20 protein-coding genes and 1 CRISPR repeat array are annotated in these 23,749 nt (G+C 42.7%); of the genes, 2 read left to right on the top strand and 18 right to left on the bottom strand.

Annotated elements, in window-relative coordinates; translation table 11 throughout:
* Positions 1-11 precede the first annotated feature (11 nt).
* The 11 genes from pstB to I6H64_RS06830 form a co-directional block, all read right to left on the bottom strand.
* On the bottom strand, positions 12-818 hold the full coding sequence (gene pstB / locus I6H64_RS06780; RefSeq protein WP_008841838.1) for a phosphate ABC transporter ATP-binding protein PstB: 807 nt from the start codon (positions 816-818) through the stop codon (positions 12-14).
* Between the two features lie 4 nt (positions 819-822).
* Positions 823-1,710 carry a phosphate ABC transporter permease PstA gene (gene pstA, locus I6H64_RS06785; RefSeq protein WP_008841839.1) on the bottom strand — a complete coding sequence of 296 codons (888 nt, stop codon included), beginning with the start codon at positions 1,708-1,710 and terminating at the stop codon, positions 823-825.
* Positions 1,707-2,618 (bottom strand): phosphate ABC transporter permease subunit PstC, encoded by a 912-nt coding sequence (pstC, locus tag I6H64_RS06790; RefSeq protein ID WP_036685534.1) that lies wholly within the window; start codon positions 2,616-2,618, stop codon positions 1,707-1,709. The genes pstA and pstC overlap by 4 nt, the downstream gene beginning before the upstream one ends.
* Positions 2,614-3,495, bottom strand: coding sequence for a phosphate ABC transporter substrate-binding protein PstS family protein (locus I6H64_RS06795; protein WP_005916149.1), 882 nt, complete (start codon positions 3,493-3,495; stop codon positions 2,614-2,616). The genes pstC and I6H64_RS06795 overlap by 5 nt, the downstream gene beginning before the upstream one ends.
* 227 nt (positions 3,496-3,722) lie before the next feature.
* Positions 3,723-5,111, bottom strand: coding sequence for a sensor histidine kinase (locus I6H64_RS06800; RefSeq protein ID WP_005916145.1), 1,389 nt, complete (start codon positions 5,109-5,111; stop codon positions 3,723-3,725).
* Positions 5,083-5,787 (bottom strand): response regulator transcription factor, encoded by a 705-nt coding sequence (locus I6H64_RS06805; RefSeq protein WP_024862566.1) that lies wholly within the window; start codon positions 5,785-5,787, stop codon positions 5,083-5,085. The genes I6H64_RS06800 and I6H64_RS06805 overlap by 29 nt, the downstream gene beginning before the upstream one ends.
* A gap of 11 nt (positions 5,788-5,798) precedes the next feature.
* A protein-coding gene (gene prfB / locus I6H64_RS06810) for a peptide chain release factor 2 (protein WP_141782997.1) occupies positions 5,799-6,915 on the bottom strand; the annotation gives its coding sequence in 2 pieces (ribosomal slippage) (positions 5,799-6,842 and positions 6,844-6,915; 1,116 coding nt in all).
* Between the two features lie 77 nt (positions 6,916-6,992).
* Complete coding sequence (gene secA / locus I6H64_RS06815) at positions 6,993-9,356, bottom strand: preprotein translocase subunit SecA (RefSeq protein ID WP_002829950.1); 2,364 nt, start codon at positions 9,354-9,356, stop codon at positions 6,993-6,995.
* A 148-nt stretch (positions 9,357-9,504) separates the two neighbouring features.
* Positions 9,505-10,059 carry a ribosome hibernation-promoting factor, HPF/YfiA family gene (gene hpf, locus I6H64_RS06820; protein WP_002829951.1) on the bottom strand — a complete coding sequence of 185 codons (555 nt, stop codon included), beginning with the start codon at positions 10,057-10,059 and terminating at the stop codon, positions 9,505-9,507.
* A 128-nt stretch (positions 10,060-10,187) separates the two neighbouring features.
* The gene (locus I6H64_RS06825; RefSeq protein ID WP_005916130.1) at positions 10,188-10,574 is read right to left on the bottom strand and encodes a ComF family protein; all 387 of its coding nucleotides are present in this window, start codon (positions 10,572-10,574) and stop codon (positions 10,188-10,190) included.
* Positions 10,575-10,858: 284 nt separating this feature from the next.
* Positions 10,859-12,178 (bottom strand): ATP-dependent helicase ComFA, encoded by a 1,320-nt coding sequence (locus I6H64_RS06830; protein ID WP_008842440.1) that lies wholly within the window; start codon positions 12,176-12,178, stop codon positions 10,859-10,861.
* A 31-nt stretch (positions 12,179-12,209) separates the two neighbouring features.
* Between I6H64_RS06830 and I6H64_RS06835 the strand changes: the two genes are divergently transcribed.
* Complete coding sequence (locus I6H64_RS06835; RefSeq protein WP_002831111.1) at positions 12,210-12,848, top strand: YigZ family protein; 639 nt, start codon at positions 12,210-12,212, stop codon at positions 12,846-12,848.
* Between the two features lie 67 nt (positions 12,849-12,915).
* Here the strand turns inward: I6H64_RS06835 and I6H64_RS06840 are convergent, their stop codons facing one another.
* The 4 genes from I6H64_RS06840 to groES form a co-directional block, all read right to left on the bottom strand.
* Entirely contained in the window at positions 12,916-14,091 is a 1,176-nt protein-coding gene (locus I6H64_RS06840; RefSeq protein ID WP_002831110.1) for a glycosyltransferase family 4 protein, read from the bottom strand.
* A gap of 221 nt (positions 14,092-14,312) precedes the next feature.
* Entirely contained in the window at positions 14,313-16,145 is a 1,833-nt protein-coding gene (locus I6H64_RS06845) for an APC family permease (RefSeq protein ID WP_002829957.1), read from the bottom strand.
* A 299-nt stretch (positions 16,146-16,444) separates the two neighbouring features.
* The gene (gene groL / locus I6H64_RS06850) at positions 16,445-18,067 is read right to left on the bottom strand and encodes a chaperonin GroEL (RefSeq protein ID WP_002829959.1); all 1,623 of its coding nucleotides are present in this window, start codon (positions 18,065-18,067) and stop codon (positions 16,445-16,447) included.
* Between the two features lie 22 nt (positions 18,068-18,089).
* Positions 18,090-18,374, bottom strand: a complete 285-nt coding sequence (gene groES, locus I6H64_RS06855) for a co-chaperone GroES (RefSeq protein ID WP_002829962.1) — start codon at positions 18,372-18,374, stop codon at positions 18,090-18,092.
* Positions 18,375-18,563: 189 nt separating this feature from the next.
* Here groES and I6H64_RS06860 point away from each other — a divergent pair, with 189 nt between their 5' ends.
* On the top strand, positions 18,564-19,211 hold the full coding sequence (locus I6H64_RS06860; RefSeq protein WP_024862570.1) for a CPBP family intramembrane glutamic endopeptidase: 648 nt from the start codon (positions 18,564-18,566) through the stop codon (positions 19,209-19,211).
* Between the two features lie 1,517 nt (positions 19,212-20,728).
* Positions 20,729-21,754: a CRISPR direct-repeat array (repeat unit 36 nt; unit sequence GATCTTAACCTTATTGATTTAACATCCTTCTGAAAC).
* Between the two features lie 28 nt (positions 21,755-21,782).
* Here I6H64_RS06860 and csn2 read toward each other — a convergent pair.
* The 3 genes from csn2 to cas1 are packed head-to-tail and all read right to left on the bottom strand — an operon-like array spanning position 21,783 to position 23,639.
* The gene (gene csn2 / locus I6H64_RS06865) at positions 21,783-22,454 is read right to left on the bottom strand and encodes a type II-A CRISPR-associated protein Csn2 (protein WP_056985056.1); all 672 of its coding nucleotides are present in this window, start codon (positions 22,452-22,454) and stop codon (positions 21,783-21,785) included.
* Positions 22,451-22,756, bottom strand: coding sequence for a CRISPR-associated endonuclease Cas2 (cas2, locus tag I6H64_RS06870; protein WP_002831107.1), 306 nt, complete (start codon positions 22,754-22,756; stop codon positions 22,451-22,453). The genes csn2 and cas2 overlap by 4 nt, the downstream gene beginning before the upstream one ends.
* The gene (cas1, locus tag I6H64_RS06875) at positions 22,734-23,639 is read right to left on the bottom strand and encodes a type II CRISPR-associated endonuclease Cas1 (protein ID WP_036685930.1); all 906 of its coding nucleotides are present in this window, start codon (positions 23,637-23,639) and stop codon (positions 22,734-22,736) included. Before cas1 ends, cas2 begins: the two co-directional genes overlap by 23 nt.
* Between the last annotated feature and the right edge of the window lie 110 nt (positions 23,640-23,749).

Genomic DNA, 23,749 nt, shown 5'->3' on the forward strand with positions numbered 1-23,749 from the left:
ACCCTTCTCCTTTAACCAAAGTTTCCTGAAATATAGTCTTCCGTCAATTTTTCACGGGGATTGGTAAAAATATTCTTGGTTGTATCAAATTCTACAATCTTCCCTAAATGCATGAACGCCGTATAATCGCTTAATCGTGACGCCTGCTCCATGCTATGCGTAACGATGATGATCGTATACCGCTTTTTTAATTCTCGCAGCGTGGTTTCAATCTTAGCGGTCGACACCGGATCTAGCGCGCTGGCCGGCTCATCTAACAGTAGAATGTCGGGATTCATCGCCAACGCCCGGGCAATGCACAAGCGCTGTTGTTGTCCGCCCGAGAGTGCTAAGGCACTTGCATTTAAGCGGTCATGCACTTCATCCCACAGGGCAGCTTGTCGTAAACTCGTCTCGGTCACTTCAGCTAGTTGCGCGGAATCCCTTATCCCATGCTCGCGTAATGGAAAGGTGATGTTACGTTCGATTGACTTAGCAAACGGGTTGGGACGTTGAAAAACCATCCCGATCCGGCGCCGCATTTGGTAAATATCAACGTTATTCGTATTAATATCTAACCCCCGGTACGTAATGCTACCGGTTACTCGCGCAATGCCATCGTTCATCCGGTTCAAGCTGCGTAAGTAGGTCGACTTTCCCGATCCCGAGGCACCAATTAACGCTGTAATTGAATACCGGGGGAACTGTAGCGAGGCATCAAAAAGGGCTTGCTTTTCCCCATAGAATACCTGTAAATCGTGAGTTTCCAGTGCAATTTCACGGTTAGTTGGAAACCTTAGGATTGAACTTTCATTAACGTTGGTTTGCATTGCATTCATCCCCCTATCGGCTCGCAGTAATTCGCCGGTATACCCAGTTACCTAAGCGCCGAGCGCTGAAATTAAATATTAAAATTACGATAATCAAAACTGCAGAAGCTCCTGCAGATACCTGGCTAGCATCGGGCATGATTCCCTCCGTGTTAATCTTCCAAATGTGGACGGCAAGGGTTTCCGCCGGCCGGAAAATATTCAGTGGACTAGTGCTGCTAAGCGGGTTCCAATCGGCGTAATTTAAACTTGGTGCGCTTTGTCCCGCGGTAAAAATTAGTGCAGCGGCTTCCCCGAACACCCGTCCCGCACTCAGAATTACTCCGGTTAAAATCCCGGGTAAGGCAGCTGGTAGAATTACCTTGGTAATCGTGTGCCACCGGGAAATCCCCAACGCTAAACCTGCTTCTCGTTGTAAATCAGGCACCCCTGCCAAGGCATTTTCAATGCTACGGGTTAACAGTGGTAAATTGAATAGCGTTAGGGCAATTGCACCTGAAAGAATGGAAAATCCTAGTTGAAACTGCACCACGAAAAGTAAGAAGCCAAACAACCCGACCACTACCGAAGGCAACGAACTCAACACTTCAATCATGATTCGCATAATTTCGGTAATTTTATTTTGGGGCGCATACTCGTTTAAATAAATTGCTGCTCCTAACGCAATCGGTAAGGATAGTATCAGGGTTAGCACCAATAAATAAAATGAGTTAAACAATTGATCCCCAATGCCGCCTCCTGCACTAAAGGCGGCCGCCGAAGATGTCAGAAATCGCCACGATACGTGTGGTAATCCGGTCGCTAAGATAAAACCTAGCAACCCAATTAGGATTAAAACGACCAATCCCACCATTGCGTAAATTACCCCGGTTGCAATCCGGTCAATTCGTTTCGCCTTCATTTAAACGCCCCCTTTTTGCCAATCATCCGAATTAATAGGTTGAAAAATAGTGACATTATCAACAGTACCAGAGCTAAGGACCACAGGGCGTTGTTTGGTAAAGTGTCCAACACTGTATTCCCGATTCCAGTCGTTAAAACACTGGTCAACGTAGCCGCCGGAGTCAAAACATCTTTTGGCAAAACCGCTGCGTTTCCGATTACCATTTGTACCGCGAGTGCTTCGCCAAAGGCGCGGGCCATCCCAAAAATAATCGCCGTTAACAACCCGGGTAAGGAAGCACGCACCACTACTTTAGAAATTGTCTGCCAACGGGTTGCCCCTAACGCTAAGGAAGCTTCCCGATAGTGACGGGGAACTGCTTGTAAACTATCCACGTACATTGCGGTTACGGTTGGCAAAATCATTACCAATAACACCAGGGCGCCAGCTAAGATTCCAAAACCGGTTCCACCGAAAATACTACGGAGAGCGGGGACCACCACCGTTAAGCCGACGAACCCGTAAACTACCGATGGGATTCCCACTAGTAACTCAATTACCGCTTGAAGAAGGCCCCGACGTCGTTTGTTTGCAATTTCCACCATGAAGATGGCCGTTGCCATTGCCAAAGGCGCTGCCAAAAGTGCCGAGCCCAGGGTTACTGCAAAAGAACCGACAATCATCGGTAATGCACCCACTAACGGGGTCGGTTTAGCAGTCGGATTCCAGATTGTTTTGGTGAAAAAATCGCCTACACTGATTTTGTTTTCTGAAAAAGTTGCTAAGCCTTTGGAAGTGATCATGAATAAGATTGCTAGAACTACTAGCATAATTACTCCCACACAAATCCGGGCGATTAATTTGCCCAATTGATCTTGCCGCGCGGCTTGTGACTTTTGGGTTAATTCCTTTTGAATTTCATCAATCATTTTGCTCCCCCCTGATCGGAATCACTTTTCCGTCCATGGTCCGTTTCACTTGCATATCATGAATGGAAATGTATCCTAAATCACTCACTAAATTTTTTTGTACCGTCTGGGACGTCATGTACTTAAGGAAGTCTCGGGTTGCTGAGTTAGTTTTCAGCTGGGTGTACATGTGCTCATACGACCAAATTTTCCACCGGTTAGTTTGCACGTTTTCCGCGGTGGGTTGTACTCCGTCGATCGCGATTGGCTGTAACTGCTTATTGAAATATGAAAAGGACAGATAACTGATTGCCCCGGGAGTTGCCTGCACCACCTTTTGCACCGTTCCGTTAGCATCCTGTTCCTGAGCATTTACTGCGCCACCATGCGGTAAAACCGTTTGTTCAAACGTTTTCCGGATTCCGCTGCCTTGGGCCCGATTGATTATCACAATTTTTTCATCCGGGCCGCCCACCTGTTTCCAATTGGTGATTTTTCCCGTGAAAATTTTTTGTAACTCGGTCATGGACAAATTCTTAATTCCCACGTCTTTATTGACCACGGGTGCAATGCCGACTACCGCCACTTGGTGATCCTTTAATTGACTAGCTCGAATCCCATCTTGTTGCCCAGCATATACATCAGAGTTTCCGATTTGTACCGCTCCTTGTTGAACTTGACCAAGTCCGGTACCCGATCCGCCACCCTGCACGGTGATCTGTGCTTGCGGGTGAGTTACCTGATAATCTGCCGCCGCTTTTTCCACCAAGGGCTGCAACGCAGTCGAACCGACGATGGTTACTTTTTGGGTGGCGTCTTTATTCTGGCAACCCGCAAGTAACCCAATTCCCAAAATTAATCCGCAACTAAGCAGCAACTTAAGCCATTTATTCATTAGCGAACCTCCCGTTTTTCCTGTTCCTTACTTACATATTTAGCTTATGAAAGCTAGGTAAAGGTTCCATATGGGTAATGTAAAGATTATGTAAAGATGTCGAAACTAACGCCAAGATTAGCTAAGTTATCCACATCCCCATGAGCAAAAACTTACTTTTACATCGTCAAAGTCAACAAAAAAAGGCGTCGGAATTTTCCGACACCTTAATTGTGTAAATTATTATTTTAAACCCGGCGCTTAAACCGAACTACGACGGTGGTTCCACTATCGTCATCGTCCGATTCAATCCGAACGCTACCGCCCATATCCACGACGGCTTCCTTAACAATGGCTAACCCCAGGCCGGTTCCGCCCTTCACCGCATTGTTAACCCGGTAAAAGCGCTCGAAAACTCGTTCAGACTGATCTAACGGAATTCCGATTCCGGTATCACTAACTGACAATTCCCAACTATCGTGGTGCGAAGCGTATTCGACCTTAATCTTTCCACCATGGCGATTGTAACTAATCGCGTTAGTAATCAAATTCTTAGTGATTTGGAAAAGGTCGTTTTCTACCACGGTTTCCATGGCCGTTTCCGGAATTTTATTTTCCACCGTCAACTGCATTTCTTGTAAATTGTTTTGTAACATGTGAAATTGCTGTTCCACGTAAGCGTACAAGTTAACTTTCTTCCAGGTCTTTGGTTCATTTTTAACCTGGGACATGGTCAAAATATCATCCGCCAGGCGCACTAATTTGTCACTTTCCGACTTAATAATATTTAAAAAGTTATCCAGCGTTTCGGGATCGTCTTTGGCGCCCTCCAACAACGTTTCCGCAAATCCAGCAATTGAAGTGATGGGGGTCCGCAACTCATGAGAGGCGTTGTTAACAAAATCCTGTTCAATTCGTTTCGACCGTACGCTTTCAGTTACGTCGTAAAGCAACACGATAATTTCAAACTTGTGGTGCACTTTGGGACTGTAAACTACGTTAGTTTCAAAAATATAAGATTGCCCGCCGTCTTCCAGTTCGAGTGTTTTAGTGACGCTTTGGCGACTTTGGAAAACTTGGTCAACTAAGTTTCTGAGCTCCTGATTTCGCACGTCTAACGTGTAAGGGTGCGGAATATCGAGCGCCGTGATTCCTAACCGGTTAATGGCGTAAGTATTCGCCACCTGTAACTCCCGGTGTCGATTGATTACTAATACTCCCACCGGTAAGTTATCCATAATCGCTTTTAATTCATTTTGTTGGTTGGTCAACTCGTGAATTTGGTGACGCTCGTGTTTACTAATTTCATTAACGGCCTTAGATAATTTATAAAAGGGGTCGTCTGGATCCAGGTAAATTTTAGGAACCTTATTCCCTTTAATGGTCTCTTCCAGGTTAATTCGGAACTGGTGTTGCCGCTCAATGATGTTCTTTTGATTACTCCAAAAAACAATCACTTCAATCACGGTAATCAATAAAATTACCGCAATCATTAAGGTCATGTCGACCCGGGTGACCCGCGGGTTTTCCTTAACAATTAATTTATAAACCAGAAAGGCCATAAACGCGTTCCCAATCAAACTTGCTAGCCCAAACTGAATGGTTTTTCTAATGCCCTTCTTTTGTGAAGAACTCATAACCGAACCCCCTAATAGTTTTAATCAACCGTGGATGTTTTGGATCATCTTCCAGCTTGTCGCGTAAATGGCTGATGTGCATATCCACAATGCGCGTCTGCCCGCCATACTCGTATCCCCAAACCTGTTCGAGGATTTGATCCCGTGATAAAACTTGGTTACTATTTTGAAACAAAAACTTCAACAACCGAAATTCATTGGGTGTTAAAGCCACCGGTTGCCCATTTTTTTGTACCGTCAGCCGCTTAAAATCAATCGTAATTCCGGTAGCAGGTAATTCAGGGACAATTTCCTTTAAGTCGACCACCCGGTTAGTCCGCCGCAAAATAGCCTTAATCCGGGAAATTAATTCCTGTGGGCTAAACGGTTTGGTTAAGTAGTCGTCCGCCCCTAATTCTAGTCCTAAAATCTTATCCACTTCGCTAGATTTAGCCGTCAACATAATAATCGGAATTTGTTCATTGAACTTACGGATTTGTTTCGTAGCTTCGACCCCGTCCAACTGGGGCAGCATCAAGTCCATAATCACAAAATCGACCTTCCCGCGTTGCACTTCTTTAACAGCATCAACCCCGTTGTCTACGCTAATCACTTGATAATTAGCCTGTTTTAAATTGTACGTTAAGAGTGTAACGATTGCCGGTTCATCATCGACCACTAAAATTGTCATTGCCATGAAAAAATCTCCTATTTAGGATTACGTTTCTGCAACTTCCATTGTAAATAAGCGTTAATAAAGTCATCCAGATCGCCGTCCATCACACCTTGCACATTCGCAGTTTCTAAATTGGTCCGGTGATCCTTGACCATTGAATACGGATGAAAAACATAAGAGCGAATTTGGGATCCCCAACCGATTTCTAGCTGGGTTCCCTCTAACTTAGCCTTTTCTTCGGCCTTTTTCTGCTCTTCTAACTCGAACAACTTGGCCTTTAACATATTCATCGCGGTAACCCGGTTTTGCAATTGGGACCGTTCCGCTTGGCTAGCGACCACGATTCCGGTTGGCAAATGAGTAATCCGAACAGCCGAAGAAGTTTTGTTAATATGCTGCCCGCCGGCCCCGCTAGAGCGGTAAACGTCCACCCGTAAATCGTCTGGGTTAATGTTAACTTCTACCGAGTCGTCTAATTCTGGCATTACGTCTACCGAAGCAAACGAGGTGTGCCGCCGCCCGGCTGAATCGAAAGGCGATAACCGCACGAGGCGGTGAACCCCTTTTTCCGAACGTAGGTAGCCGTAGGCGTTATGGCCCATCACCCGTATTGTAACACTACTAATTCCGGCAACTTCGCCGGCTTGGTAATCTTCAATTTGGACCTTGAATTGGTGCTGTTCCGCCCAGCGGGTATACATCCGCAGTAACATCGAGCCCCAGTCTTGGGATTCGGTTCCGCCAGCTCCCGGATGAATTTCCAAAATGGCATTATTGGCATCGTACTTGCCATTCAGCAACAGCCCTAACCGGTAGTCACGCAACAGTTTGGCCGTTTGGGAAAGTTCGTCTTCAAACTCCGCCTGCACGTCGGGGTCCGCTTCCATTTCCAATAGTTCTAGGGTGACCTCTAAGTTTTCCACATGGTCAGTTAAATTTTTATAATTGTCGTATTTAGCTTTTAATACGTTAGTTTCGTTAATTATTTTTTGGGCTTTTTCCTGATCATTCCAGAAATCAGGTTCCGCCATCTTTGCCTCGTTAACACTGATGCTTTCGTTCAACGCATCTAAGTCAAAGAGACCTCCCGAAGTCAGCGACCTCTTTTTGCATATCTTCAATTTGATGTTTTGCGTCCGTTAGCTCCATTTCATCTACTCCTTTTTTCTTTTAACTAAAAAAACTGGGTCAGCTTTGCCGCCTCCCCAGTTTATATTATAAAGCTACTAACGTTCAAGGTTTTGTCGAATTTCCGACTTCATGAAGAGTCGGGTAGTTTCGTACTCAATGTCCGTAACCATTTCGTTGAACATCCGGTAGCCTTCTTGTTGGTATTCAACTAGTGGGTTTAATTGACCATAACCCCGTAGTCCAACTGATTGACGTAATTGATCCATCGCGTCAATGTGGTCGGTCCAGTGTTGGTCAACCACTCGTAAGATAACTACTTTTTCAAATTCGAGAATTTGTTCAGGCGCGTACAACGCATCTTCCTTTTGCTTGTACATCTGGTCTGCTAGCTGCTTCAAGTAATCCTTGATTTCGTTAGCCGACTTGCCTTCTAAGTCCTCAATGTTAATATCATTTTCGTTTACCAAGGTGGTCCGGGCAAATTCCACAATCGTATCTAGGTCGTAACTCTTCTTCGTCTTGGCCGTATGCGCGTCTACCACCCGGTCAATCGTCCGGTAAACCATCGGCATTAGCACATCTTTTAGACTGTGTTCTTCCATAATTACTTGTTGCCGTTCCGCGTAGATAACTTCCCGTTGCGCCCGCATTACGTCATCGTATTGTAAGACGTTCTTCCGCGCGTCGTAGTTGTTACCTTCAACCCGTTTTTGGGCAGATTCCACTTGGCGGCTAATCAAACGGCTTTGGATTACCGCGTCTTCATCCGCTACCTTCATCCGGGAAAGCAAGTCCTTAATTCGTTCAGAACCAAAGCGAATCATCAAGTCGTCTTCTAGTGAAAGGTAGAATTGCGACATCCCGACGTCACCTTGCCGTCCAGAACGTCCCCGCAACTGGTTGTCAATCCGCCGAGATTCGTGACGCTCGGTACCGATTACGGCTAACCCGCCGAGTTCGACTACACCAGGTCCCAATTTAATATCGGTTCCCCGTCCAGCCATGTTAGTCGCGATGGTTACGGCACCCTTTTGGCCCGCGTTAGCAACAATTTCAGCTTCGCGAGCGTGGTTTTTCGCGTTCAAAACTACGTGCGGAATCCGTTCACGGTCTAATAACCGGGATAGGTATTCGGAAGTTTCAACCGCCACGGTACCAACCAGCACCGGTTGTCCCTTAGTATGCAACTTTTTAATTTCCTTAACTACCGCTTTAAACTTACTTTCCAAAGTTGGGTATAGTAAATCAGGGCGGTCGTCCCGGACTACTGGCCGGTTAGTTGGTACACTAACCACTTCCATGTTATAAATTTCGCGGAATTCTTCCGCCTCCGTTTGCGCCGTCCCGGTCATCCCGGATAATTTCTTATACATCCGGAACAAGTTTTGGTAGGTAATGTTAGCCATGGTCTTGGAACCATCTTGAATTTCAACGTGTTCCTTAGCTTCAATTGCTTGGTGAAGACCGTCAGAAAAACGCCGGCCTTCCATGACCCGTCCGGTAAACGAATCAACAATTAGTACTTCACCATCATCAGAGACCACGTAGTCCTTATCCTTGGTCATGATGTAGTTGGCCCGAAGTGCTTGGTCAATGTGGTGATTCAAGGCGCTGTTTTCTACATCGTATAAATTATCCGTGTTGAAATACTTTTCACCACGTCGAATTCCGTTTTCGGTCAATGAAATTGACTTAGATTCCCAATCAATCGTGTAATCGCCATCGGTAAGAGTCTTCACGAAGCGGTCCGCACGTTGGTATAAGGTAACCGAGGGTTCAGTTTGTCCAGAAATAATCAACGGAGTCCGGGCTTCATCAATTAATACCGAGTCAACCTCATCAATTAACGCGAAGTTCAATGGTCGTTGTACCATATCTTCCTTGTACACAACCATGTTATCCCGCAAATAATCGAACCCGATTTCACTATTGGTGGAGTAGGTAATGTCACAATTGTAGGCTTCCCGTTTTTCGTCAGGGGACATTTCTGCCGTGTTAACCCCAACCGTCAAACCAAGCCACTTGTATAACTCACCCATTTCAGTAGAGTCCCGTTCCGCTAAGTATTCGTTAACGGTAACTACGTGAACCCCTTCGCCGCCTAGGGCGTTAAGGTACACTGGTAGTGTAGCGGTCAAAGTCTTTCCTTCACCAGTTTTCATTTCGGCAATATTTCCGCCATGAAGAACCATTCCACCAATTAATTGCACCCGAAAAGGGAATAGTCCCAACACGCGTTTGGCACCTTCCCGGGCAACCGCGAAGGCTTCAATTAAAATATCATCGAGGGTTTCCCCATTTTTTAAACGTTCCTTAAATTCTGGCGTTTTTGCCTTTAATTCTTCGTCACTTAATTGTGCCATTTCATCCTTAAGGGCATCAATTTTGTCGGCTTTTTTTCCTAGCCGTTTGATTTCACGGGCATCACTTTCAACCCATTTTTTTAAAATGTTTGCCATGTATAATTCCTTCCGTACTCTTCTAAATCGTGTCCACGATAAACTTGTCTAAGTTTATCATTTTTTTCTATATTATCAAAGTTCATCAAAAAAAGCTTAACAAACCATGTGTGGTCTATTAAGCAATCCTTATTTTTAACATTCACAATTATTCGTTAGCGGATTCAATTAAACCATAGCGACCGTCGTGACGCCGATAAACAATATCAACCGATCCTGTATCAGCGTCTTCGTAAATAAAGAAGTTATGGCCTAACATGTCCATCTGCAAGATTGCTTCTTCAGCCCCCATCGGCTTCAAGGATACTTGCTTAGTCCGCACAATATCAAATTCACTGGCCTCTTCTTCGTCTTCACGTGCGTCTTCTTGTGGGATTTCAACTCCCTTATAACCCGTTTCCCGTGATTTACGATTAATTTTAGTTTTGTATTTACGAATTTGTCGTTCTAATTTGTCCGTTACTAAATCCACGCTTGCGTACAAATCAGGCGATGTCTCTTCTGCTCGTAATACCAAGTATGGTAATGGTATGGTAACTTCTACTTTAGCTGTCCGATCTTGGTATACCTTCAAATTTACGTGTGCCTTTGGGTTAGCACCTTGATCAAAGTACTTTTCGATTTTACCAATTCTTTTTTCAACGTAATCTCGAATTGATTCTGTTACTTCAATATTTTCACCACGTACATTAAAATCAAGCATAAGACTCTCTCCTTTCAACTGTGAACAAAGTGCGTCCACGTGCAGAAATATAAGTTTTACTTCATGTATTTCTGTACACTTATATTATAAATGAAAACGCTATAATAAACAATTAATACACTCAAAAACTATCGGCAAAGCGTAATTGAACGAACTTGACGCGCACCATGCTTACTAAGCTCCCGTCCGGCTTGGCGAACGGTTACCCCAGTGGTGTAAATATCATCAATAATTACCCATTTGGCTCCGGCGACTTTATTGGGTTCAACAACCCGGAAAGGATTTTCACGTTGCAACCGTTCCCGACGGCTACGTTGAAACTGATGGCGGGCTTGTTCAGAGCGTTGGCTAATTAAAACGGGCTCAAATTCCAAACCTTCTATTAACCCCGCCACCTGATTAAATCCCCGTACCTTTATTGTACCTTGATCGACCGGAATTGGTACTAAATGTTCATCTTCTTTAACTAAACTTTGAATAAAATTGATAAAATCGTTGCAAAAAGCTTTACGCAACCAGTAGTCTCCCTGAAATTTATAACGCTGAAAAAATTCCTTCATGAACGCGTTGTATTGAAAAAGTGCTTGATTGTTAAATTGGTCATTCCATTTTTGGCAATCTGAGCATTGTAACTGGTTAGCTAGTCGTCCGCAGCTTACACAAACTTTACGCTCCTGCAAATTAACTAACTGGTTTCGACAGTTGTGACAAAGCAACTGCGGTTGCGCCCGTTGAAAGCTAAGGATAAAGGATAGGTCAACTCGTCTATTCAGCATTCGACTGCATAATAAACAGCGGTTCATTGCTTAAAGGCCTGCTGGTTCATAAATTTAATCTGGCGTTGGGCCCTTTTAATCCGGCGGGTTAACATTTGGCCGATAAATAAGACGGTTCCGGTTGGTCGTTTAGGACTGCGCCCGACCCTTCCAGCAATTTGTACGAGGGCAGCCATGGAAAAGATTTCATCATCCGCACCTAAAACTGCTACATCAATTCCCGGAAAGGTAACCCCGCGTTCCAAAATGGTGGTCGTAATTAAACCGGTAAGCTGACCTTCCCGCATTGCTGAAACCTTCTCAATCCGTTCCGGGTCTTCTGCGTACACCGTTGCTAAATCAAGCTCCGGGAATTGTTTTTGAATGGCCTGCAAAACTGAAGACAACTGGTCAATTCGCGGAACAAAGACTAAAAATTGCCGCTGTGTCTTTGCTTGAGCCATTAGAAATTGGCGCAGTCGTTCCGGAAGCCGCCGGCGGTGAATTAATTTTTGCCAATTGCACCCACTAACCATTTTAATTTCTGGTAGCGGGTGCCCGTGAAACCGGCGGGTTAAATAGCTAGTAGGCAACCGGTGGGACCGACTATCCTTTAACAATTGACCGTCTGGCGTGGCCGTCAAGTAAATGGTCGTACCGCACTCCTTACGCGCTTGGTGCGCCGCGTAGTGTAATGCTGGATTCATTGCAAAGGGAAACGAATCCACTTCGTCAATGATTAAAACGTCAAAGGCGTGGTAAAATCGAAGTAGCTGGTGCGTAGTGCATAAAACTAACTGTGTATACGTATAGGGAGTGGAAGTGCGCCCGTGTAATAATGCGATCGCAATTTCCGGAAACGCCGCTTGAATCCGGGGGTGCAGTTCTAAAACTACATCGATACGTGGAGAGGCAATTGCAACCCGGAGCGCTTTTTTTAACGCAAAGTTAATTCCCGGAAAAAGCATTTCGGTTTTTCCCGCCCCCGTAACGGCCCACAATAGCCGGTCCGTTTGCTGTTTAATTGACGAAATAATTTCGTTGGCGCAACGCTGTTGGTCCGGGGTTAGCTGCCCTTGCCATTTTAAATATGAACGGCCCACAGGAAAGTGATTCGGTTCAGGCAAGTTTCCTAACTTAACCAATGTGGACATTCGACCGAGATTTATACAGTGTCGACAATAATACTGCTGGTTGGGTAAGCTGCCCTCCTTTAATTTGGTAGTCGCTCCGCAGCGCTGACATTGGATCCGCCGTTTTTTTACGATAACGGCTGGAAAATAATTAACCGTTGGATCAGTAGCTTCCGCCTGATTAACCGGTACTAGCCGGCCGTAATATTTTTCTTTAACCTTTGCTTCCATACTATAAGATACTTAAAAAGGAGACCTTTTCTTGAAATTAATTTTATCCGTCAAAGAACCGGTTACCACTGAACAAGACATTAAGAAATCCCGTTTCATTAGCCGGATTATTCCGGTACAAACCGAAGAAGAAGCCCAAACTAAACTGCAAGATATCCGTGAAATCGAAGCTAAAGCTACCCATAATTGTTTTGCTTACGTGCTTGGAGACCACCAAGATATTCAACGAGCTTCGGACGATGGTGAACCTTCTGGCACGGCGGGCGCGCCCATCCTTGAAGTTTTAAAACGTGAAAATCTAACAAACGTTTTGGTAGTGGTCACCCGGTACTTCGGCGGCATCAAATTAGGCGCCGGCGGGTTGATCCGGGCTTACGGATCGAGTACTTCTCTTGCTGTGCAATCTGCTACCCTAATGGAATCGGTAGACCAAGAATTGCTAGCAATCACCATTGATTACCAAAATAACGATCAGTTAACCTACTACCTCGAACAACACCAAATTACCCAGGTGAATCACGAGTATACCACTCAGGTAATCACCACCGTAGCCGTCGACCAAGACCAAGTGGCCGATTTAAAGGCAGAACTAACCGGACTTTTTAGTGGCAACGTTAGCTTTAAAGATGGCGGACAACAACGCGTTCAAGTTCCGTACCAACCTCAGTAATTATTTAACAAAAAAGCATCACGCCTTACATAGTATCTCCAAAATCTAACTTTTAGGGATTACTACATCAGTCGTGATGCTTTTTTTGTTGGTGACGTTCACTACGCGAACGCACCCGATCTTTTAAAGTATCTTCTTCTTTAAATTCATTGCTAGCAGTTTTAGAAGTAGTGGTCCGAACTAATCGTTTAATCCAGCTCAGCATCGGGGTCCGATTTTCCCCTACTAGCCCGATTGCTTCCACAAACAACTCAATTCCCACTAAAATTCCGATTGTTAACAATACCGAGCCCCACAATGTAGAAAGCGGGTAGAGCAACGCGATAAAGGAAAAAATCATTGAAATACCATAAATTACCAACACGGTTTGTCGATGCGTCAATCCCATTTGCATCAAACGGTGGTGCAAATGGCGCTTATCAGCGTGCGCAATTGATTGTTTATTTAGCAGTCGTCTCAAAATGGCGTAAATTGTGTCGGTTAACGGCACTCCTAAAATCATTACCGGGATTAAGACGGAAATGAAGGTGGCGTTTTTCAATCCTGAAAGCGAAAAGACCGCAATCATAAATCCAATAAATAACGCCCCGGTATCCCCCAAATAAATGCGGGCCGGGAAGAAATTATATGGCAAAAAGCCCACTTCTGCAGCCACTAACGTAAAAATCATAATTACAATGTAAATATTAGTGGATGGTAAAAAGAACAATCCGGTAAACCCGGTCGTAAATAGCGCAATGATGGTGACCCCGGTAGCCAACCCGTCTAGACCGTCCAATAGGTTAATCGCGTTAGTAATCGCGGCAATCCAAATTAGGGTAATTGGTAACGAAAACCATCCCAAATGGACAATCCCAATAAACGGTAAAGTCAAGGTCGTCATTTGCACTTCCGCAAACCAATACACCGCTAAAGCCGCGAGCAAGATTCCAATCATTTTCTGCGAAGGTTTTAATTCAAAAATATCATCAATAATTCCGGTTAACATAATTATACATTCGCCGAAGAAGATTCCGTAAAATTGCGGGTTAGGAATTTGATTTCTTAGTAAGAAAAAAAGTGAGAAATTAAATGCCAAGAAGATTGCTAACCCGCCCATCGTCGGCATCGGCACTTTATTAACCCGCCGAGCGTTCGGCTTATCAACCGCTCCAATTTTAAAAGCAATTCTTCGGACAAATGGTGTTAAAATCGCCGAAATGATCATGGTTGCAAATAAACTGACAACTATTTCAAATCGCATAATTTGTCCTCTTTTATGTTCATAATAAGCTCATTATACCGAAATTTGCATGCCTTATACAGTAACTTCACCGAAAACTCACATAATTTAACGATAATTTTCATTTTAAAACGACAACGTTTCCACAGAAAAATAACATCTATTCACTTCAACGAAGTTTTTCCCGGAGTCTTTGCACAAAAAACGGGTTAAGGAAACTCACTTCCTTAACCCGTTTACTTTTATTTCAAATGATAATTATACGTGGAAACAATAATGTTTTCGCGTGAATTTAGTGCCGCCCGCAAACGTAAACCAGTTTGGTTATGCAAAATGTTTTGCCATGGCTTGCGCGGAACGAATTGCGGAACCAATACCGTCGTGGTGTAATTCCGTTCTGCCGCCCGTTTAGCAATTACGTCACAGAACCGAAGCGTCGGATTGGTAATCGAACGGTACGACGAGTGAATGTCGATAAACCGTACGTCCGGATATTCCGCTTTAAATTCCATCGCCGTCTTATGCTCTTTTTCTGGGTTAGCATCAAACGAAACGTGCATGGCGATTACGTAGTCCCCGATTGACCGAGCGTAGTTGATCGCACCAGAAGTTACTTGGGTAACGTTGCTAACCAACACAATTACGGTTGAACCGTCATAGTCGTGCAAGTTAACCTTGCCCTTTTCCACAACCCGCAGTTGGTCAGCGACTTCGTCATAGTGCTTACGAATCTTGTAGAACATCCGCAATAACAGTGGCATAACCACGAAGTATGGCCAAACGTTGCTAAAGTGTAGGAATAGCAAGCAAACTACTAAGACTGCCGATAGTAACGCTCCTAGTAAGTTAGCAGAAGCATTTATCCACCAATGAGCGCCGCCTTCTCGTTTCCAATGCACGATCATTCCGGATTGTGACAACGTGAACGGTACGAAAACCCCAATAGCATAAAGCGGGATTAAGAGACCGGTTTGTCCACCGAAAATCAAAATCAGCACGATTGCGCCCGCGGCTAACGAAATGATTCCGTTAGAGTAGCCGAGTCGGTCGCCCCGATCCATGTAAGCATGGGGCATGAACTTATCCTTGGCCAAATTGTAGGCCAACATTGGAAAGGCCGAGAACCCGGTGTTTGCGGCTACCGCCAAAATCAACGCGGTTGACAATTGTAGGATATAGTAGAAAATCCCGTGGCCGAAGACCGTAACCCCGATTTGGGAAAGCACGGTTTGCGAACTCATCGGCGTAATTCCGCTGTAGTAAGCTAAGAACGTGATTCCCGCGAAGAACGAAGCCAAAATCAACGACATGATTGCCAAAGTAGCTGCCGCATTTTTCCGCCGCGGTTTCTTGAAATTAGGCACCGCGTTACTAATCGCTTCTACCCCAGTTAGGGAAGATGATCCAGAAGATAACGCCCGCATGAAGAGCACGAAGGTCATTCCCGGCACGGTCGAGCCAATTGCTGCCGCCGCATGATAAGTAACTTGTCCGGTAACGATGTTATATAACCCTACAATAATCATTATCGAGATTACCACTACGAACAGGTAAACCGGGATGGTAAGGAAACTTGCCGATTCCCGCAACCCTCGCAAGTTCAGGGCCATAATTCCGAGCACAATCAGCACCGCGATGGCCACGTGATACTTCTGTAACGCCGGGATTGCCGAGGTAATCGCTTCGGTTCCGGAAGTCACACTTACGGCCACCGTCAGCATGTAATCAACTAACAGCGACCCCCCGGCGACTAGCCCGGCCGAAGTCCCCCAGTTCTTGCTAGCAACTACGTAAGCACCGCCTCCCGAAGGATACGCCTTAATAATCTGACGATATGACACCGTAATTGCAAATAATAGCACTAACACGATTGCTGCGATCGGGATTGAATACCAAGTTGCCGCAGCTGATAAAACAATTAAAACCGAAAGAATTTCTTCGGTACCATATGCGATAGATGATAAAGCATCTGAAGATAGCAGAGCGAGCGCCTTAAATTTCGTTAACGCTTGGCCACTTTCGTCTAACGTCTTCAGTGGTTTACCAATTAAAATACGTTTCAAATACGAAAACATTTTTTACTCTCCGTTTTTAAAAATATGCAAGTGAAATTCTACTCCAAAACCAGTAAATTAGCTAGCATATTTTTGGATTCTCACTCATATACTGATAATAACAGAATTTAGGCAAATAAAACAAAATTCCTGATTAACTTTTAAAGAGATTTTGCGATAACCCTTTACCCCGGCATTTGGACACAAAAAAAGACGCGCAATGCGCGTCTTTTCCTGGATTATTCAGTTGCCTTCAGTGATTAATTGCGGGGATGGTTTACCATTTTCGGTAAGCATCTCCATCAGTCACGAAAGTTTGATTACATCATTCCGCCCATACCTGGGTTTGGAGCTGCTGGAGCTGCCGGCTTTTCTTCTGGTAAGTCAGCAACTACTGCTTCCGTTGTTAATAACAATGCGGATACACTAGCAGCGTTTTGAAGTGCTGAACGAGTAACCTTAGTTGGGTCAACGATACCAGCTTCAATCATATCAACCCATTCGTCAGTTGCAGCGTTGTAACCAACACCATCTTTTTGTGTCTTAAGTTTTGTAACGATGACGGAACCTTCTTCACCAGCGTTTTCAGCAATTTGGCGAACTGGTTCTTCAAGAGCACGACGAACGATGTTGATACCTGTTAATTCGTCGCCTTCTGCGTCAAGGTCTTCTAAGGAAGCAATCACGTTAACAAGTGCTGTACCACCACCAGGAACGAATCCTTCTTCAACAGCAGCACGAGTAGCGTTCAAAGCATCTTCGATACGGTACTTCTTTTCCTTCAATTCGGTTTCAGTAGCAGCACCAACCCGGATAACTGCAACCCCACCAGCTAACTTAGCAAGACGTTCTTGAAGTTTTTCCTTGTCAAAGTCAGAAGTTGTTTCACTGATTTGTTGCTTGATCATTGCAACCCGTTCAGCGATTTGTTCTTGGCTACCAGAACCTTCAACGATGGTTGTGTCGTCCTTAGTAACCGTAACCTTGTTTGCTTGACCTAATTGTTCGATTGTAACGTCCTTCAAGTTCAAGCCAAGATCGTCAGTGATAACTGTACCACCAGTTAAGATGGCAATATCTTCAAGTTGTTCCTTACGACGGTCACCAAAACCAGGTGCCTTAACAGCAACCACGTTGAAAGTACCACGCATCTTGTTCAATACCAAGGTTGGCAATGCTTCACCAGTGATGTCATCAGCAATGATCAAAAGTGAACGGCTTTGTTCAACCACTGATTGAAGTAATGGCAAGATGTCTTGAATGTTAGCAATCTTCTTGTCAGTAATTAAGATGTATGGGTTGTCGAGGTTAGCTTCCATCTTGTCGTTGTCAGTAACCATGTATTGTGACATGTAACCACGATCGAATTGCATACCTTCAACAACGTCGAGGGTTGTGTCAACTCCACGAGATTCTTCAATAGTGATAACTCCGTCGTTACCAACCTTTTCCATTGCATCCGCAATCAACTTACCAACTTCTGGGTTAGCAGAAGAAATTGAAGCGATTTGTGCGATGTCATCCTTTGTCTTTACTTCGTGTGACATGTTGTGCAATGCGGCAACTGCTTTTTCAGTAGCCTTTTCAATACCACGACGAATCCCAACTGGGTTAGCACCAGCAGTAACGTTCTTCATACCTTCGTTAACAATTGCTTGGGTAAGTACTGTCGCAGTTGTAGTACCGTCACCAGCAATGTCGTTTGTCTTAGAAGCAACTTCGGATACTAACTTAGCACCCATGTTTTCAAAGTGATCTTCTAATTCAATTGACTTAGCGATTGTTACACCATCGTTAGTGATTGTTGGTGAACCGTATGATTGTTCCAAAACAACGTTACGTCCCTTTGGTCCAATAGTCGACTTAACGGTATCTGCTAATTTGTCGACCCCTTTTAGCATCTTTGTGCGTGCATCTTCTGAAAACTTAATTTCTTTAGCCATGATCAACACTCCTTTAAATTAATTATTCAACAACTGCAACTAAGTCCTTTTCATGGACAACTAAATATTTTTGATCTTCGTATGTTACTTCTGTTCCTGCATATTTATCGTAAACTACTGTGTCGCCTACTTTAACGTTCATTGGTAACGTCTTTCCGTCATCTAAAACGCGACCGTTACCTACAGCGACAACTTTACCGGTTTGGGACTTTTCTTTAGCATTACTTGCCAGAACGATGCCTCCGACAGTTTGTTCTTCTTCGTCTTTAGCTTCTAAAATAACGCGATCTCCTAAAGGTTTTAACACGTGAATCCCTCCAAATTTCTGATAATTAAATGCATGATTTATTTAGCACTCGTTACACCTAAGTGCTAACTACACTGATAACTATATCATGTTTTTAATAGAATGCAAGTGTTTTTGACCAATATTAACCAATCAAATATAACAACCGTTCAAATATGCTATACTTACAGGAAATAAAGGAGTGTCATGATGAAAATTAGTAAAAGTTCTTTATTAACTTTAATCACTTATTTAGCAATTTTCTTGCTACCGAGCGTTATCAACCTTTTCGTTCGGTTGGGTGCATCATTTATTTGGGTGGAAACTATCGATTACCTAGTCGGAGCTGCCCTGCTGGTGGTTATTAACCTGAAAAATAGTGAAATCAACCAAATTGAAACTCGGCGAATCCCCTTCTTCCGAGCAATTGCGTGGGGGATCATCGGGACCGCGTTAGTGATCGTGCTCCAGTTTGTGGTTAGCTACGTCACTTTTATTCTGGGGCAAAACCCCGCTTCCGCCAATACGGCTACGTTAGTTACCCTAGCGAAAATCAACCCGTTTTTTGTGTTGGCAATCACCGTTGGGGCGCCCATTATGGAAGAGTTAGTTTTTCGGAAAGTTTTGTTTGGCAATTTAAGCACTCTATTTGGGATGCGCTCGAACTTAGGTTTGACGATCATGGCGATCATTTCCAGCTTAGCGTTCGCCTTTATGCATAACGACAGCCACATCTTTTTATACGCCGCGATTGGGCTGCTATTTTGCTGGCTGTACCATAAAACGGGACGCATCCAAACTTCAATGATTGCGCACATTTTGATGAACGGCCTGGTGGTATTGCCGCTAGTGATGTAGGAAATTTAAGACGGTCTGACTGGATTGGGATTCGGTTGGGCTGTTTTTTATTACTAAAAACAACAAGCTACTTAAAAGATGTCACGCTTAATCAAGTAGTTTGTTGTTTTGCTAGAGGAAATTTAAGGATTGCAATATCAAAATAAATAATCGTATCTATTTTTGATTATCCTTAGGGATTTGGCATCCTTTTGAAACTCTTTTGATTACAATGAGATTCTTTAAATGACTTTTTATAACCGTTTCATAAAGGTATAAAAAGTGATAAAAAATGTGGGACATTTCCAAAATACCTCTGCGGTTCCAATAAAAAAGAGGTAGTACCGACTAAAAATAGACAAAATAAAACCGTTCGATTGATTTCGAGCGGTTTTATTTTGCAAATCATCTAATTTCTGTACAACATGTTCAACTGTTTTTCCATTGAGCAGGCTAGAGATCTTATCAATCTAAAGGACAGAGAATCGAGGTCTTCGTTAGAAAACGTCAATTTCACCATCCTACTTTAGTAAATTTATTAGCGACAATATCAGAGCAACGATACTGATAGTCAAAGTTAAATATTGTAGCTTTCCTATGTTTTTCATTTTAATGCCTCCATTTTAAAATTGATGAACAGAAGAAAGGCGTATCGCCTCTTTTACCTATTTTTTAAGCATTGTGATGAGTTGTACAATAGCTGTAATCGTCTGAATGATTAGTGTCACTATTGTCATTTGCTTATTGCGATACCTTTTTTATTCTTCATCATCCAATTTTTATCACTTTCTTAACTTTATGCATTTACTATATCAATATAATTGGTATACTTTTACAAACTGAAAACCACCCGATCGTTTCGGGCGGATTTTATTTCCAACCACCACTAAAACATCGTCTTCGAGTAATGATGCTAAACCTATAAATTCATTTGGACCTTAGTAGTTTATCATCCTCCATGACTAGTAGTTTCATCAAAAATAGACAAAACAAAAAAATGTTCGATTATTTTTGAGCAGCTCTGTTTTACAAAAATATTTAATTCTTTTGCGACAAGTTACTATATCTTTTCCTAGGGAAGTGGAGATAGCTTTAAGATGCTTAAACGATAAGTTATCCAAGTCCTTATTAATTCCCCTTGTCATTATTGGCTAGGTAATATTATTATCTTTAGCAATCCTATAAGAATCTAGGTGCTTCTTTATTAAACTCACGATACACACCTACTTAAATAGATTTAAAATAGATAACACGATTGAAATTAACAGCAATACAATAACTATGTTAACTGCTTTTTCTCTTTTCATTTTTTTATTCCTCCGTTATAAAATATATATAGAGAGCGGCAAAAAAGATCTACGTCTCTTAATCCTATTTCTTAAAACTGTACCCGAGCCAATCTAGAGTTCTCATTATGGTTTGTATTACCGCCAGTAATATTGTTAACCTTTCATTCTTGTTTGGCTCTTTTTTATGACTTCCATTTAACTTTATTCCCCTTCTGAAAACTCCCTTAGATACCCAAACTAACCAGCCACGCTCTTAACCTTATTGATTTAACATCCTTCTGAAACGCCCATAGGTGTGATATAACCAACGGGTAAGATCTTAACCTTATTGATTTAACATCCTTCTGAAACTTTTTCAGTCATTCTTGCATAATCAATCTTGATCTTAACCTTATTGATTTAACATCCTTCTGAAACACTACCACCGGTGCTATCCCAAAATTGATTGATCTTAACCTTATTGATTTAACATCCTTCTGAAACACACGCCACGGAAGTTGACGACATTCCCGAGATCTTAACCTTATTGATTTAACATCCTTCTGAAACCGAACTTAATATTCGCTTCAACAATTTGAGGATCTTAACCTTATTGATTTAACATCCTTCTGAAACGGCGAATGGACATGGCCGTTTGAGAAGAAAGATCTTAACCTTATTGATTTAACATCCTTCTGAAACTACGTTTGAATAACAATGGGTCACCGTTATGATCTTAACCTTATTGATTTAACATCCTTCTGAAACCCGATTCTTAAAACATTGATTAATCAATCAGATCTTAACCTTATTGATTTAACATCCTTCTGAAACGGTAGGTTTGGGTGTTTTTCTCCGTTTTGTGATCTTAACCTTATTGATTTAACATCCTTCTGAAACAAGAATTGCTTTCCAACGTTTTTTATCTAGGATCTTAACCTTATTGATTTAACATCCTTCTGAAACGTTACTCAAAGCTTGCAGAATATTATTCTGGATCTTAACCTTATTGATTTAACATCCTTCTGAAACGGAAGCCTTGCGCAAAGCCGGGAAGAAGCCGATCTTAACCTTATTGATTTAACATCCTTCTGAAACGAATCTTCATCGGCCTTTATCGAAACCACGGATCTTAACCTTATTGATTTAACATCTTTCTGAAACAAATCCATGCGGAGTCGTTGCTCCGGATAAGATCTTAACCTTATTGATTTAACATCCTTCTGAAACCCAATACTGGTTACTACGTTGGTTTCAAGAGATCTTAACCTTATTGATTTAACATCCTTCTGAAACCGTTATTTTCTAACTAAAATTTCATCAATTACTGATGCCAATCAACAAAGTCATTGTCAATGTAGTAGAATTCGCTATTTCCATAGGCCTCCTGATTGCCTATTTCTGTGAATTCAATTAGTAAGAGTGCTTGATTCGTTTGACTTACTAGCTGGGTAAGTTCTTCAATTTGGGTCGCTGTCAAATAATGTGCAACATCAGTTAACACGACACACGAATTAATCGCGCACTCCTCGTGAATCTTCAAAATCGCTTCAATTATACCATATGGGTTACCCACGCTTAGCGGATCAAAGTGCACTCCACAATACTTCAATAACTTTTTCAAATCAAAATCATAATTGACGCTAATCGGTAAATCTAGCATAAATAATTGTTCAGCAACCGTATTAAATAGTTGGTTTACCTGATCATGAATTTGGTTACGTTGCTCATCCATCAACCCTTCGGCAAAAACCCGTTCAATCTTAGTTAAATACTTTTGAATAACTAAGTCCTGGGTTCCTACGTCGCCAATCCAATCGAAAACTTTACTAATTTCGAGTTCTTTGTAGTTTTCATCAAAAGCTAAAATCAATTCGTTACGTTCCTGCATACCATTTACTAAATCGGTATAAACCGTAGAATTATTGGTTCCCAAAACCGTAATTGCGTGAGGTTTAATTTCCACCGGTTCATGAGTTCGATACGTTAGTTTCATAGGATCACCGTCCGATCAGAGGTATTGCGCACGTCTTTTACCCGTTCACCAACCAAAAAATGCATGTCGTTATACTGCTTCTCAGTTAACGTAAGGGCCTGAATTGTGCCATTTTCGGGTAAATAAGTTTTGATGCGGTTTTCCATAAACGTCGCCGATTTTTTATTCACGCATACGCGAACATAAACAGAATATTGAATCATCAAAAAGCCTTCGTTAATTAGCGCTTTTCTAAATTGTCGGTACTGTTTTCTTTGTACCGCCGTCTCAACTGGTAAATCAAACATTATCATTAATCGCATTATTCGGTACCTCATCGCTTAACTCCATTTCAATCGTAAAACTATTAGCTTTCCCCGCTAAATACTTCAAACAATTCCGTACGTGATCAGTAATCACATTACGTAAAATCATCTTCTTGCCGTTGTACTTAAGTTCCAAACTCAAAAGTTCCACCAGCCCATACTTAATGTCAGGCGTAAGTTGATTAAATTTTTGATTTGCCACCCAGCAATCCACAACTGGCCGAAAGGGTTCCATCAAGTCTGAAGCCAAGTTAAACTGATTTTCCTCGCTATCATGATGAATCCCTAAATATGTAACGTAGCCATTCGCCACGATTTCTTGGTTTACGGCCGACAATAAAATTGAGTAACCATAGTTTAACGCCGCGTTAATTACCGAACCGTCCCTCCTCGTAAAACCGCTTTCAAACAATAACGGAAAATATTTGTGCGCTACCACCGCTTCCCGATTAGTTAAATCATTCAATTCCAATTTTTCCAATTCTGTTACTAGTTCATCGGTCGAATGTTCTAGTAAATTCAAAACGTTAATCTGATTGATGATTTTATTAGCCACTAACTTCGTCCACAATATTTGTTGTAACTGTAAGTCCCAGTTAACTTGCTCTCGCAGCAGCTGGGCGGTCCGGTTAGCGGGATAATAGCCGTAAATTTCGCTAATCGGTTCCCGCGCTTCATCGGTAAATACAATTTTGACGTTTTTCTTTGATAGCTCACTGATTAACGCCGTCGTAATTACCGCTTGCGTCGTTGAAATTAACAACAAACTAACGTCGTCAACCGGAATCTGATTAATTCCGTCATTGGTCTGCACAATCATCGCATGTGCCGAATACGACAATTTAGCGTGCTGAGTGATGATTACTGATCTCCATCCCATATTTTTAAAACCTCCTTGATTTTACCAGTGTACTGGTTTATATTAATGGTGTTGGGTAGCTCCCAACTTTTAACCTTATTGATTTAACATCCTGATTTGAAATCAAACAA

Source organism: Pediococcus acidilactici (genome assembly GCF_016127815.1).
GTDB lineage: Bacteria > Bacillota > Bacilli > Lactobacillales > Lactobacillaceae > Pediococcus > Pediococcus acidilactici.